Origin of the sequence: Pseudomonas jessenii (assembly GCF_002236115.1) — a bacterium.
Lineage (GTDB): Bacteria > Pseudomonadota > Gammaproteobacteria > Pseudomonadales > Pseudomonadaceae > Aquipseudomonas > Aquipseudomonas jessenii.
The window spans coordinates 22,335-35,555 of record NZ_NIWT01000009.1; the positions used below are offsets into that span (position 1 = coordinate 22,335).

Here is a 13,221-nt window from a genome sequence, read left to right on the forward strand (position 1 = left end):
CATGAAGACTGGAAAAAACCTGCTGAACATCACCCTGCTGAGCGTGCTTGCCGCCTGTGCAAGCCATGCCAATGCCGCCGCCCCCTTGATGATTCAGGAGCAAGGCAGCTTCGCCGCCGGCGGGACGATGATCACCGCACCGGGTACGTTCAACCCGCGCAAACCCATGACGCCAGACGGCCAGACTTACCACGGCGACCATGCCTACACCTTCTACCAAATCCCGGTCGATGCGCGAAAACTGCCCATCGTCATGTGGCACGGCGCAGGCCAGTTTTCCAAGACCTGGGAAACCACCGCGGATGGCCGCGAAGGCTTCCAGAATACTTTTCTGCGGCGCCAGTTCGGCGTGTATTTGATCGACCAGCCGCGTCGTGGCGATGCCGGCCGCAGCATGGTCGAAGCAACGGTCAAGCCTGTCCCGGACGAGCAGCTCTGGTTCAACCAGTTCCGCATCGGCTTGTGGCCCAACTATTTCGAGGGTGTGCAGGTTGCCCGGGATGCGCAAACGCGCGATCAGTTTTTCCGCGCGATGACGCCGAACACCGGTCCGTTCGACATGGCCGTGGTCTCCGATGGCGTGTCGGCGGTCTTCGACAAAATCGGCCCCGGCATCCTGTTCACGCACTCTCAGGGTGGCGGGCCTGGTTGGTTGACGGCGATCAAGAACAACAAGGTCAAGGCCATCGTGGCTTTCGAGCCGGGCAGCAGCTTCGTCTTCCCGCTGGGTGAAGTACCCGCGCCGATTCCCAGCGCGTTCGACACGGTACAAGGCGCAGCGGTGCCGATGGATCAGTTCATGGCGCTCACGCGCATTCCGATCCTGATCCTCTACGGCGACAACATCCCGGAGCAAGCCGTCGACCTGCCCGCTCAGGACAGCTGGCGCGCCCGACTCACCATGGCCCGGCTTTGGCGCGATGCCGTCAACCAGCATGGCGGTGACGTGAGGCTGATCCACTTGCCGGAGATTGGCATCAAGGGCAATACCCACTTCCCCATGTCGGATCTGAACAACGTGCAGATCGCGGATCTGGTGTCCGGGTTTCTGACAGAAAAGCATCTGGATTGACGGCTTCAGCACATTTTTAACGCGCCTTTTAATGCTCCGGAGACACTTATGAGAAACACAATTTTGAAAGCCTCGCTGATGGCCGCCATGGTCGGTATTTCTGCTGGCGAAGCCGGCGCCGCCGACTACAAAAAGAACCCATTCACCCTGGCTTACGACGGTGCAATTACCAAGAATGAACCCGGCAAGGTCAACATCCATCCGGTCACCTACAAGCTCAATGGCCTGGACATCGCTGCCAACGTCTACACCCCTGCCAACTACGATGCGAAGAAGGCCTACCCGACGGTGGTGGTGGCGCACCCCAATGGCGGTGTGAAAGAGCAAGTCGCCGGTTTGTATGCCCAGCGACTGGCCGAACAAGGCTACATCACGATTACCGCCGATGCCGCGTATCAGGGTGCAAGTGGCGGACAACCGCGCAGCATCGACAAGCCCGCGTACCGCATCGAGGATATCCACGGCATGGCGGACTTCATCACTCAGTATGCTGGCGTCGACGGCAAGCGTCTGGGCCTGCTCGGCATCTGTGGTGGCGGTGGCTACTCGTTGGCCGCCGCGCAAACCGACAAGCGATTCAAGTCGGTGGCGACCGTGAGCATGTTCAACTCTGGCCGGGTGCGTCGCAATGGCTACAACGACTCGCAACTGGACACCATCGAGCAACGCCTGCAACAGGCTTCCGCTGCTCGCGCCCAGGAAGCGGCCGGAGGTGAAGTGCTCTATTCGGGCGATGCCAACCTCACCGATGAGCAGATCGCCAAACTGCCGTTCGAGCTGTATCGCCAGGGTTATGAGTACTACTGGAAGACCCATGCCCACCCTAATTCAACCTTCAAATACACCACGAGCAGCCTGCTGGACCTGATGCGCTTCGACGCCACCAACCAGATCGAACTGATCAATCAGCCATTGCTGATGATCGCCGGCAGCAAGGCCGACAGCCTGTACATGACCCAGGATGCGTTCCCCAAGGCCACCGGTACCAAGGACAAAGAGTTGTTCATCATCGACGGCGCAACGCACATCGAAACCTACTGGGTTCCCAAGTATGTGGACGCAGCACTCGGCAAGTTGACGCCGTTCTACGCAAGAACCTTGTGATTGGTTCGTTGGGGTCGCGCATCCATGCGGAACCTGATTACATGGAATAATCCCGCGCTCCGCATGAGAGGCTCTCATCAATGTCCCGCGCCAATCTCAACGATCTGCAAGCCTTCGTGGTCATTACCCGCGAAGGCAGCTTCACTCGCGCCGCCGCACAGCTGGGCGTCTCGCAGTCCGCGCTGAGCCACACCATGCGCGCTCTCGAAGCCAGGCTCGGCGTTCGCCTGTTGACCCGAACCACGCGCAGCGTATCCCCCACAGAGGCTGGCCAGCGGCTGTATCAGTCCATGGCGCCGCGCTTCGACGAAATCGAACTTGAACTGGCTGCGGTCAGCGAGTTTCGCGATACCCCGGCAGGCAACGTGCGGATTTCAGCCTCCGAACATGCGGCGAACAACATCCTTTGGCCCAAGCTGTCGAAGGTGCTTCCCGACTACCCGGACATCAAGGTCGAAATCACCGTCGACTACGCCCTCTGCGACATCGTCGCGCAGCGCTACGACGCGGGCGTGCGCCTGGGCGATCAGGTGGCCAAGGACATGATCGCCGTCCCGATCGGCCCCCCGTTGCGCATCGCGGTAGTGGGGTCTGCCGAATACTTCAAACAACGGCCGTATCCGAAAGAGCCAAGGGATTTGGCCGCACATAATTGCATCAATTTACGCCTGCCCACCCACGGGAGCCTGATGCAATGGGATTTTGAAAAGGACGGTCACGAACTCAAGGCGCGTGTTGAAGGACAATGGACGTTCAACAGCAGCGTGCCGATCCTGCGCGCTGCTGTCGCCGGATGCGGGCTGGGGTTCCTGCCAGAAGATATGGTAGCCAGGGAGCTTGCCGACGGAAGCCTTGTGCGGGTACTCGAAGACTGGTGCCAGCCTTTTGCCGGTTACCACCTTTACTACCCCAATCGCCGTGAGCATTCTTCAGCGTTCGGCGTAGTGGTGGACGCGCTGCGTTACAAGCGCTGAGTCGTCCATGGTCAACATGCCTGGATGGCACGGATGAAATACGTGAGTGATTCCAGTTTCAAATAAACACTGGGAGATACCCGGTTTGATCTAGGCTTGAATGAAATCACGCGGGAAAAAAACCATGTCCCTCGCTCCCGGAAATCTATTGGCCCTGGCTTTGGGTGTCTTCTTTTGCACAGCCGTGTACGGACAAGGGGTAGCAGACACCGATTCCCCACCGGCAATACTTCCATTGGCATCCGAGACTGCGCCAAAACTCATTGCCTACCCGCCGCTTGCCGAGCCACTCGCCCGCGGTGTTGTCATTATCCAGTATCGAACAGAACACGCCAGGATCATGCCGGTATTTGGCAAAGCAGCTGTTGAAGTATCACCACGTCTCGGTCACCTCCACGTGACCGTCGACGACTGGAAAGGCACATGGGCGCACACCAGCGAAGACCCGATCATCCTGGTTGGACTGACGCCCGGCACTCACAAGGTTCTGCTTGAAGTGGCCGACCCGACTCACAAAATCCTCACCAGTATGACAGTGAGTTTTATCGTTCCGCAGAAGAAACCGGCGGACGCTCCCCACATTGACAATGATCACGCAGTCAAACCATGACGATTGAGTGTTCATAGCTGACTGCGGTGGTGTGAGTAGCCTCTGATTTCGAAAACACCTCTGACTGACTACTTCGCTTTACTTCTGGCTGCACAACTCCCCCCTCAGGGTGACGGTAGATAGCCCATCACACGTGACTCGCCCATCAGCAGCGGGCGATTCAGTTCCGCACAAGCACGCAAGTACTCGGCCACCAGAGTGACCCGCTTCAGCTTGCGCAGGTCCTCGCTGTAATACATCCAGAACTGCCGCGTGATCTCCACTTCACCGGGCAGCACTTCGCACAGGCGGGGATCGGGGCCGGCGAGGAAGCAAGGCAGGATCGCCAGCGCCCGCCCCTCCAGGGCTGCGTGGTAATGGGCCACCACGCTGGTGCTGCGCAGGCGACTGTTGGCGCCGGGCATCAGGTCGTTCAGGTAGAGCAGCTTGAAGCTGAAGGCCAGATCCTCGACGTAGGTCACGAACGGGTGAACGGCCAGGTCCTCGCGACAGCCAATCGTCGGATGACTGGCCAGGTACTCCGGCGTCGCATACAGACGCAGGCGGTAATCGCACAGCCGCGAGCACACGTACGGACCGCGCTCGGGTCGTTCCAGGGTGATGGCAATGTCCGCCTCGCGCCGTGACAGGTTGATGAAATGCGGGACCGGCAAAATGTCCGCCGAGATATGCGGGTAGTGCTCGAGGAAGTGGCTCATCTGCGCAGTGATGAAACAGGTCCCGAAGGCTTCGGTACAACCGATGCGCAGGTGCCCGGCGAGCCCCCCGGTGGTGCCGAAAACCTGCTCGCAGGCTACCAGCAGCGTACTTTCCAGGGATTCGGCGTGGCTGACCAGACGCTGCCCCTCCACGGTCAGGACAAAACCTGCGGTTCGCGACTTCTCGAACAGCAGAGCACCCAGACACTGCTCCAGGGCGCGGATGCGCCGCGACACCGTGGTGTAGTCCACCCCCAGGCGGCGAGCTGCACCGCTGGCGGTGCGGGCACGGGCGACCTCGAGGAAGAAACGCATGTCGTCCCAGTTCAGTGGGTTCTGCGTTGTGCTTTTTTGCATATCCATCGGGCTTTTCTGCCAATACATATGGGAAATATGCACTTATATACTCGCATCTCACCCAACTTGGCCAGCGTCGTTTTCAGGCCAGGAAAGCCCCCCACCCCAATAATAAATACCGAGGGCTGACAGCATGAGCGCATGGATAAACACCGGCTTGCACGCCGGACACAAACAGCTGCGCAACAGCGCAATCGCGGCCACGGTTCTCGTCTGCCGTTGGCCCGATCCGCTGCTCGCCGCGCAGCGGATCGGGCTCGCCCTCCTGCACCGCCCTCTCTCCACCGCAAGGTCATCCGGGCGGCAATAACTCCAGCACATCAGCATTCAGGTGGCGTCCCGCATCGGGTCGCTGCCCGGGTACCCGTACGCCCCTCAAAAGGCCGAACAACAAAAACAACTAGAAATGCGGAGCCGCACCATGACGACCGACCATCCGAACCACGTCCAGACCTGTGCACTGGTCAGGGCCAACCCCAAGTTCCACCGCCTCGCGCGCCAGCGTGCACTGCTGGCCTGGACGCTGAGCGGCGCGGTCCTGGCTATCTATTACAGCTTCATCATGGTGGTGGCTTTCGCCCCTGCCTGGCTGCACCTGCCGCTCTACGACGGCAGCCACCTCAGCCTCGGCATGCCAATCGGCGTGACGATCATCCTGTTGTCCTGGCTACTCACCGCCTGGTACGTGCACAGCGCCAACACCCGCTTCGACGTACTCAGCTCGCAGATCCTGCAGGAGTCCCGCGCATGAAACGCCTGTTCGCCCTTCTCGCCCTCAGCCCTGTGCTGGCCCATGCCGAGCCCATCATTGCGCAGAAGCAACCGCTCAACCTGCACGCCATCGGCATGTTTTTCGTCTTCGTCCTCGCCACCCTGCTGATCACCTGGTGGGCGGCACGACGCACCCGCTCCGCCGCCGACTTCTACAGCGCCGGTGGCGGCATCACCGGCTTCCAGAATGGCCTGGCAATCGCCGGTGACTACATGTCGGCGGCAACTCTGCTGGGCCTGTCGAGCCTGGTCTTCGCCAAGGGCTACGACGGCTTCGTCTACATCATCGGCTTCTTCGTCGGCTGGCCCATCGTCACCTTCCTGATGGCCGAGCGCTTGCGCAACCTGGGGCGCTACACCTTCGCCGACATCGTCTCCTACCGCCTCGATCAAACCCGCGTGCGCAGCTTCGCCGCTCTCGGATCGCTGACCGTGGTGTGCTGCTATCTGGTGGTGCAGATGGTCGGTGCCGGTCAACTGATCAAACTGCTGTTCGGTCTCGATTACCGCACGGCGGTGGTGGTAGTCGGACTGCTGATGCTGGTCTATGTCATCTTCGGCGGCATGCTCGCCACCACATGGGTACAGATCACCAAGGCGGTCCTGCTCCTGGCGGGCGGCACGACCCTGGTGCTGATGGCCCTGAGTCGCTTCGATTTCAGCTTCGAGACACTGGCCGCCCAGGCTGTGGCCGTGCATGCCAGCGGCGTGCAGATCATGGGCCCGGGCACTTTGCTGGCCGACCCGATCAACGCGGTGTCCCTATCCCTTGGACTGGTCTTCGGCATTGCCGGCCTGCCGCACATCCTGATGCGCTTCTTCACGGTGCCCAATGCCAAGGAAGCGCGTAAATCCGTACTGTTCGCCACGGTGTTTATCGGTTTCTTCTTCCTGGTGGTCTGCGTCCTGGGCTATACCGCCATCGTCATCGTCGGCACCGATCCTCAGTACTACGTCGATGGCAAGCTCGGCGGGGCCATGATTGGCGGCAGCAACATGGTGGCCATGCACCTGGCGAAGGCGGTGGGTGGCAACCTGTTTCTCGGTTTCCTCTCTGCCGTGGCTTTCGCCACCATTCTCGCAGTGGTGGCTGGCCTGGCCCTGGCCGGTGCCTCGGCCATCTCCCATGACCTTTACGCTTCGGTATTGAAGAAGGGCTGCGCCGACGAGAAACAGGAAATGCGCGTGTCGCGCATCGCCACCATCTGCCTGGGCATCGTTGCGATTGCCCTCGGCATTCTGTTCGAAGGCCAGAACATCGCCTTCCTGGTCGGCCTGACGTTCGGCATCGCCGCCTCGGCGAATTTCCCGGTACTGATCATGGCCATGTACTGGGGTGGCCTGACCACCCGCGGCGCCCTCTATGGCGGCCTGACCGGCCTGGTCAGCGCACTGGCCCTGGTGATCGGCTCGCCGTCGGTGTGGGTCGGCGTACTGGGGCATGCCCAGGCGCTCTTCCCTTACGACCAGCCGGCGCTGTTCTCCATGCCACTGGCCTTCCTGGTCATAGTGGTCGCTTCCAGGCTTGACCGCAGCGAACGCGCCGACCGCGAACGCGCCGCCTATGCCGACCAGTTCGTCCGTGCCCAGACCGGCCTTGGAGCTGCCATGGCCAGCAGTCACTGACGCTGCTTTTTCCGGGGCTGACGCCCCGAGCGCGAGTCCGCTCCTTTGCTTCGCGCTTTTTTACGCCCGACCTGCGCCGCTCGGCGCAGGACACCCCAGAAGCGCCCCTCCCTCGCCAACGCCAAGCGGCGCGGGAGCGGCACGTCGACAACAAAAACAACAAAAGGCAACCAATGAAACCCACCACCCTCACCCTGTTCCTGGCCGGCACCGGCCTCGCCGCACAGGCTCACGCCGACTTCTTCGCAGACAGCACGGCCAGGCTGGAAACGCGCAACTTCTACTTCAACCGCGACTTCCGCCAGGCCAATGCCGCCCAGTCCAAGCAAGAAGAATGGGCCCAGGGTTTCCTTCTGCGCTACGAATCCGGCTATACCGACGGCATGATCGGCGTCGGTATCGACGCTCTTGGCCAGCTCGGCGTCAAGCTCGATTCCAGTCCCGATCGCTCCGGCTCCGGCCTGCTCAAGCGCGACAGCCAGCCGCCCAAACGCGCCAAGGACGAGTATGGCGAACTGGGCCTGACGGCCAAGTTCAAAGCATCCAACAGCGTGCTCAAGCTCGGCACCCTGACCCCTAAGTTGCCGGTACTGCTGGCCAATGACTCGCGCCTGTTGCCGCAAACATTTCGCGGTGGGCAGTTGAACGTCCAGGAGATCAAAGGCCTGAGCGTCGATGCCGGGCGCGTGGATCGGGTCAACCAGCGCGACTCCTCGGACTACGAGAAAATGGCGATCACCACCACCGGCGCCAAGGGCATTGTCAGTGGCCAGGCCCGCAGTGACGCCTTCAATTTCGCCGGCCTTGCCTACCAGTGGAACGACCGGCTGAACACGGGCTACAACTACGGCGGCCTGGACGACTTCTACCACCAACACCAGTTCAGTCTGGTCCACGTGCTGCCGCTGGGCGCAGGCCAGACGCTCAAGAGCGACCTGCGCTACGCCCGCTCCACCGACGACGGTAACAGCAACATCGACAACAACGCCTTCGGCGCCATGTTCACCTATGCCCTCGGCGGCCATGCCTTCGGTCTGGGCTACCAACGCATGAGTGGCGACACCGGCTTTGCCTACGTCAATGGCAGCGACGCCTACCTGGTCAACTTCGTGCAGATCAACGACTTCGCCAACAAGGACGAGCGTTCCTGGCAGGCGCGCTACGACTACAACTTCGCGGCGCTCGGCATTCCCGGCCTGACCTTCATGACCCGCTACCTGGCCGGCGACAGCATCGATCTGGGCGCCCGCAGGCCTGAGGGTCGCGAATGGGAGCGCGACACCGACATCGGCTACGTGGTGCAGAGCGGCCCGCTGAAAAACCTCGGTCTGAAGTGGCGCAACGCTACGGTGCGCACCGCCCACTTCGGTAACGATCTCGACGAGAACCGCCTGATCCTCAGCTATACCCTGGCGCTCTGGTAATCCCTCGCACAAGGCGGGTGCCGCTCACATCGCTTGACGGTGCGGGCAGCACCCGCCTTGTGCATTTCTGGCGCATCGGGGATGCCGCCAGCCTGTGTTTTTTTGCACAACGCACGGGACTTTTTGAGCATTCTTATTTGATTTATGCCTGCCTATACTCGATTCAACCGCTTGGTCATGAACCAGGTCAGTCCCAATAAAAATAAACAGGGCACCCACCGTGAAGCCATTCTTGCTTGCCGTCGTCTCCCCACGTTCAGGTACCCGCGCGCGTCTCGGGAGACTCCAATGAACAACAACTGCCAACCTTTCCTCGCCGCCCGAGACTTCCTGCTGGAACACCGCACCGATTACGCCACAGCTGTGCGTGATTTCCGCTGGCCACAGTTGACCGAGTTCAACTGGGCTCTGGATTACTTTGACGCCATGGCCGAGGGCAACCAGGCCAATGCCCTGTGGATCGTCGAAGAGGACGGCAGCGAACAACGCTACAGCTTCCAGCAGCTGGCCGCGCGCTCCAACCAGGTGGCCAATCACCTGCGTGCCCTGGGCGTGCGCCGCGGAGAGCGCATCCTGCTGATGCTCGGTAACGACATCGCCCTGTGGGAAACCATGCTGGCTGCCTTCAAGCTCGGCGCCGTGGTCATCCCCGCCACCGCCCTGCTGACCCCTGAAGACTTGCGTGATCGCATCGAGCGTGGCCATGTGCGTCATCTGGTGGTCGGCGCCGCTCATGTCGACAAGTTCGACGGCCTGGGTGAAGGCTGCAGCCGCATCTGTGTTGGCCCGGCCCCCGCAGGCTGGACCCCGCACAGCGCTGCCAGCGAATATTCCGAACAGTTCGAAGTCGAGGGCCAAACGCTCGCCACCGACCCGATGCTGCTGTACTTCACCTCCGGCACCACCTCCAAGCCGAAGATGGTGCTGCACAGTCACCAGAGTTACCCGGTCGGCCACCTCTCGACCATGTACTGGATCGGTCTGCAGCCGGGCGACCTGCACCTGAACATTTCGTCCCCGGGCTGGGCCAAGCACGCCTGGAGTTGCCTCTTCGCACCATGGAATGCCGGTGCCTGCATCTTTATCCACAACACCGCACGCTTCAGCGCGCAAGCCCTGCTCGGCGTGCTGGAACGCTACGGCGTCACCAGCCTGTGCGCGCCGCCTACCGTGTGGCGCATGCTGATCCAGGAAGACCTGGCCAGCTACAAGACACGCCTGCGCCTGCGCGAGCTGGTGGGCGCCGGTGAGCCGCTCAACCCTGAGATCATCGAGCAGATCCTGCACGCCTGGGGCCTGTTGCTGCGCGACGGTTTCGGCCAGTCGGAAACCACCGCCCTGGTCGGCAACACGCCTGGCCAGCGGCTCAAGCCGGGGTCCATGGGCCGTCCGCTGCCGGGCTACCGGGTGACCATGCTCGACCCTGATGGCGTGCCGGGTAACGAAGGCGAAGTGGCCCTGCCGCTGGACGTGCGCCCGCTCGGCCTGATGCTGTGCTACGAGGACAGCCCGGAAAAGACCGCCGAAGTGATGCGCGACGGCTACTACCGCACCGGCGACACCGCGCAGATCGACGAAGAGGGCTACATCACCTTCGTCGGCCGCGCCGACGACGTGTTCAAGGCTTCCGACTACCGCATCAGCCCCTTCGAACTGGAAAGCGCGCTGATCGAGCACCCGGCGGTGATGGAAGTGGCCGTGGTGCCAAGCCCCGACCCGGTGCGCCTGGCAGTGCCCAAGGCCTATCTGATCCTGGCCCATGAGGCCCAGGGTAGCCACGAGCTGGCAGGCAGCATCTTCGCGTTCGCCCGCGAGCACCTGGCGCCCTACAAGCGGGTACGGCGCATCGAATTTGTCAGCGAGCTGCCCAAGACCATCTCCGGGAAGATCCGCCGGGTGGAACTGCGGCAAATGGAAACGCAGCGCCGCCAGGGCGACGCACGTGGCCCGCAGGAATACTTCGAAGAAGACTTCCCGCAACTCAAGGGCTGAACCCCGGGCCGGCACGCCGGCCCTTCCTGACCCAAACCCGACCGCTCGGCGAACCACGCCGAGGGGCCTCATTCGACCTTAAGAAAGCAGGCAGGACCCTAAATGACCTCTTCCATCGTTCCCAGCGTCAAGCTTCTCATCAACGGCGAATTCGTCGAATCGCGCACAACCCAGTGGCGTGACGTGGTCAACCCGGCCACCCAGGAAGTCCTGGCCCGCGTCCCCTTCGCCACCGCCGAGGAAATGAACGCCGCCGTCGCCAGCGCCAAGCAAGCCTTCAAGACCTGGCGCAAGACCCCGATCGGTACCCGTTCCCGTGTCTTCCTCAAGTACCAGCAACTGATCCGCGAGAACATCAAGGAACTGGCCGCCCTGCTGACCGCCGAGCAAGGCAAGACCCTGCCGGATGCCGAAGGTGACGTGTTCCGCGGCCTGGAAGTGGTCGAGCACGCCGCCAGCATCGGCAACCTGCAGATGGGCGAACTGGCCAACAACGTGGCCAACGGCGTCGACACCTACACCCTGCTGCAACCGCTGGGCGTGTGCGCCGGCATCACCCCGTTCAACTTCCCGGCGATGATCCCGCTATGGATGTTCCCGATGGCCATTGCCACCGGCAACACCTTCGTCCTCAAGCCGTCCGAGCAGGACCCGCTGGTGACCATGCGCCTGGTGGAACTGGCGCTGGAGGCCGGTGTACCCAAGGGTGTACTCAACGTCATCCACGGCGGCGTCGACGCGGTGAACCTGATCTGCGACCACCCGGATATCAAGGCCGTATCCTTCGTCGGTTCGACCAAGGTCGGCACCCATGTCTACAACCGCGCCACCCAGAACGGCAAGCGCGCGCAATGCATGATGGGCGCGAAAAACCATGCCATCGTCCTGCCCGATGCCAACCGGCAGCAGACCCTGAACAACCTGCTGGGCGCCTCCTTCGGCGCCGCCGGCCAGCGCTGCATGGCTCTGCCCGTGGTGATCCTGGTCGGTGAAGCGCAGGCTTGGCTACCGGACCTGATCGAGCGAACCAAAACCCTCAAGATCAATGGCGGCACCGAGCCAGGCACCGACATCGGCCCGGTGATTTCCTGCGCCGCCCTGGACCGCGTCAACGGCCTGATCGCCAGTGGCATCGAAGAAGGTGCAAAGCTTGAACTGGATGGGCGCAACCCGAGCGTGCCGGGCTACCAGGACGGCAACTTCGTCGGCCCGACCATTTTCTCCAGCGTCACGGCGCAAATGTCCGTGTACCGCGAAGAGATCTTCGGCCCGGTACTGTGCGTCATGCACGCCGCCAACCTGGATGAGGCAATCGAGATCATCAACGCCAACCCGAACGGCAACGGCACTGCCCTGTTCACCCGTTCCGGCGCTGCCGCGCGTCACTTCCAGGAAGAGATCGACGTCGGCCAGGTCGGCATCAACGTGCCAATCCCGGTACCGGTCCCGCTGTTCTCCTTCTCCGGTTCGCGCGCCTCCAAGCTGGGCGACCTGGGCCCCTACGGCAAGCAAGTGGTGACCTTCTACACCCAGACCAAGACGATCACCCAGCGCTGGTTCGACGAGGACGACACCAGCGGCGCGGTGAACACCACCATCACCCTGAAATGACCTTTGCCGGCCGGCGCCTTGCGTCGGCCGACGACAAGCGCGCGCAGGATTTCCTGCGCCACTGCCCCCTATCGTAAAAGGTAGCCAACATGCATATCGGATTTCTCGGCCTCGGCAACATGGGCGGCCCAATGGCCCGTAACCTGCTCAAGGCTGGCCACAGCCTGACCGTCTTTGATCCCTTCCCCCAGGCGGTCGCCGCCCTGGTGGAGGCCGGCGCCAGCGCCGCCGACTCGCCCGCCGCCGTGGCCAAGGCCAGGGTCGAGGTGATCATCACCATGCTGCCGACCGCCGAACACGTGAAGCAGGTCTATCGCGGCAAGGACGGCCTGCTGGCCAATATCGGCCCGGGCGTGTTGCTTATCGACAGTTCGACCATCGACCCGCTGAGCACCCGCGAAGTGGCCAAATATGCCCTCGCCCAAGGCAACCCGATGCTCGACGCGCCGGTATCCGGCGGCACCGGCGGCGCGGCGGCAGGCACCCTGACCTTTATGGTCGGTGGCCCGGACAGTGTGTTCGACCAGGCCCTGCCGATCCTCTCGGCCATGGGCAAGAACATCGTGCACTGCGGCGCAGCCGGCAACGGCCAAGTGGCCAAGATCGCCAACAACATGCTGCTCGGCATCTCCATGGTCGGCGTCGCCGAAGCCATGGCCCTGGGTGTGGCCCTGGGCATGGAAGCCAAGGTGCTGGCCGGGATCATCAATACCTCCAGCGGTCGCTGCTGGAGCTCGGAGGTCAACAATCCGTTCCCGGGTGTACTGGAAAACGCGCCGGCCTCACGCGGCTACAGCGGCGGCTTTGGCAGCGACCTGATGCTCAAGGATCTGGGCCTGGCCACCGAAGCGGCCAGGCACGCGCGTCAACCGGTCGCGCTCGGTGCTGTAGCCCAGCAGCTGTACCAGACCTTCAGCCTGCAAGGTAATGGCGGCCTGGACTTCTCCGCCATCATCCAACTGTTCCGCGGGGAAGCCTGAGC

Annotated in this window: 11 protein-coding genes; 10 read left to right on the forward strand and 1 reads right to left on the reverse strand. The window is 62.3% G+C overall.

The window, feature by feature from the left end:
* The first annotated feature begins 1 nt into the window (after window position 1).
* The 4 genes from PSJE_RS26860 (at window position 2) to PSJE_RS26875 (ending at window position 3,760) form a co-directional block, all read left to right on the forward strand.
* Window positions 2-1,072, forward strand: a complete 1,071-nt coding sequence (locus PSJE_RS26860) for an alpha/beta hydrolase (protein WP_090456018.1) — start codon at window positions 2-4, stop codon at window positions 1,070-1,072.
* Between the two features lie 48 nt (window positions 1,073-1,120).
* Window positions 1,121-2,176: an alpha/beta hydrolase gene (locus PSJE_RS26865; RefSeq protein ID WP_090456020.1), complete on the forward strand. Its 1,056-nt coding sequence runs from the start codon at window positions 1,121-1,123 to the stop codon at window positions 2,174-2,176.
* An 80-nt stretch (window positions 2,177-2,256) separates the two neighbouring features.
* Window positions 2,257-3,150: a LysR family transcriptional regulator gene (locus tag PSJE_RS26870; RefSeq protein WP_090456021.1), complete on the forward strand. Its 894-nt coding sequence runs from the start codon at window positions 2,257-2,259 to the stop codon at window positions 3,148-3,150.
* Between the two features lie 124 nt (window positions 3,151-3,274).
* Window positions 3,275-3,760 carry a DUF6130 family protein gene (locus tag PSJE_RS26875; protein ID WP_090456023.1) on the forward strand — a complete coding sequence of 162 codons (486 nt, stop codon included), beginning with the start codon at window positions 3,275-3,277 and terminating at the stop codon, window positions 3,758-3,760.
* A gap of 104 nt (window positions 3,761-3,864) precedes the next feature.
* On the opposite strand, the gene PSJE_RS26880 is transcribed toward PSJE_RS26875, so the two are convergent.
* The gene (locus tag PSJE_RS26880) at window positions 3,865-4,842 is read right to left on the reverse strand and encodes a LysR family transcriptional regulator (RefSeq protein WP_090456025.1); all 978 of its coding nucleotides are present in this window, start codon (window positions 4,840-4,842) and stop codon (window positions 3,865-3,867) included.
* Window positions 4,843-5,236: 394 nt separating this feature from the next.
* On the opposite strand from PSJE_RS26880, the gene PSJE_RS26885 reads away from it, so the two are divergent.
* From PSJE_RS26885 to mmsB, 6 genes are all read left to right on the forward strand, one after another.
* The gene (locus PSJE_RS26885; RefSeq protein ID WP_090456027.1) at window positions 5,237-5,566 is read left to right on the forward strand and encodes a DUF485 domain-containing protein; all 330 of its coding nucleotides are present in this window, start codon (window positions 5,237-5,239) and stop codon (window positions 5,564-5,566) included.
* Window positions 5,563-7,212, forward strand: coding sequence for a cation acetate symporter (locus tag PSJE_RS26890; RefSeq protein WP_090456028.1), 1,650 nt, complete (start codon window positions 5,563-5,565; stop codon window positions 7,210-7,212). Before PSJE_RS26885 ends, PSJE_RS26890 begins: the two co-directional genes overlap by 4 nt.
* Window positions 7,213-7,385: 173 nt before the next feature.
* Window positions 7,386-8,636 carry an OprD family porin gene (locus PSJE_RS26895; protein ID WP_090456029.1) on the forward strand — a complete coding sequence of 417 codons (1,251 nt, stop codon included), beginning with the start codon at window positions 7,386-7,388 and terminating at the stop codon, window positions 8,634-8,636.
* A 288-nt stretch (window positions 8,637-8,924) separates the two neighbouring features.
* Window positions 8,925-10,628 carry an AMP-binding protein gene (locus PSJE_RS26900; RefSeq protein ID WP_090456031.1) on the forward strand — a complete coding sequence of 568 codons (1,704 nt, stop codon included), beginning with the start codon at window positions 8,925-8,927 and terminating at the stop codon, window positions 10,626-10,628.
* A 102-nt stretch (window positions 10,629-10,730) separates the two neighbouring features.
* On the forward strand, window positions 10,731-12,239 hold the full coding sequence (locus tag PSJE_RS26905; protein WP_090456033.1) for a CoA-acylating methylmalonate-semialdehyde dehydrogenase: 1,509 nt from the start codon (window positions 10,731-10,733) through the stop codon (window positions 12,237-12,239).
* A gap of 89 nt (window positions 12,240-12,328) precedes the next feature.
* Complete coding sequence (gene mmsB / locus PSJE_RS26910; RefSeq protein ID WP_090456035.1) at window positions 12,329-13,219, forward strand: 3-hydroxyisobutyrate dehydrogenase; 891 nt, start codon at window positions 12,329-12,331, stop codon at window positions 13,217-13,219.
* Window positions 13,220-13,221 lie beyond the last annotated feature (2 nt).

Bases quoted from the DNA above. Each gene is read 5' to 3' on its own strand.
- PSJE_RS26885 (WP_090456027.1), top strand. From the start codon at position 5,237: ATGACGACCGACCATCCGAACCACGTCCAGACCTGTGCACTGGTCAGG.
- PSJE_RS26875 (WP_090456023.1), top strand. From the start codon at position 3,275: ATGTCCCTCGCTCCCGGAAATCTATTGGCCCTGGCTTTGGGTGTCTTC.
- PSJE_RS26895 (WP_090456029.1), top strand. From the start codon at position 7,386: ATGAAACCCACCACCCTCACCCTGTTCCTGGCCGGCACCGGCCTCGCC.
- PSJE_RS26890 (WP_090456028.1), top strand. From the start codon at position 5,563: ATGAAACGCCTGTTCGCCCTTCTCGCCCTCAGCCCTGTGCTGGCCCAT.
- PSJE_RS26860 (WP_090456018.1), top strand. From the start codon at position 2: ATGAAGACTGGAAAAAACCTGCTGAACATCACCCTGCTGAGCGTGCTT.
- PSJE_RS26900 (WP_090456031.1), top strand. From the start codon at position 8,925: ATGAACAACAACTGCCAACCTTTCCTCGCCGCCCGAGACTTCCTGCTG.
- PSJE_RS26865 (WP_090456020.1), top strand. From the start codon at position 1,121: ATGAGAAACACAATTTTGAAAGCCTCGCTGATGGCCGCCATGGTCGGT.
- mmsB (WP_090456035.1), top strand. From the start codon at position 12,329: ATGCATATCGGATTTCTCGGCCTCGGCAACATGGGCGGCCCAATGGCC.
- PSJE_RS26905 (WP_090456033.1), top strand. From the start codon at position 10,731: ATGACCTCTTCCATCGTTCCCAGCGTCAAGCTTCTCATCAACGGCGAA.
- PSJE_RS26880 (WP_090456025.1), bottom strand. From the start codon at position 4,842: ATGTATTGGCAGAAAAGCCCGATGGATATGCAAAAAAGCACAACGCAG.
- PSJE_RS26870 (WP_090456021.1), top strand. From the start codon at position 2,257: ATGTCCCGCGCCAATCTCAACGATCTGCAAGCCTTCGTGGTCATTACC.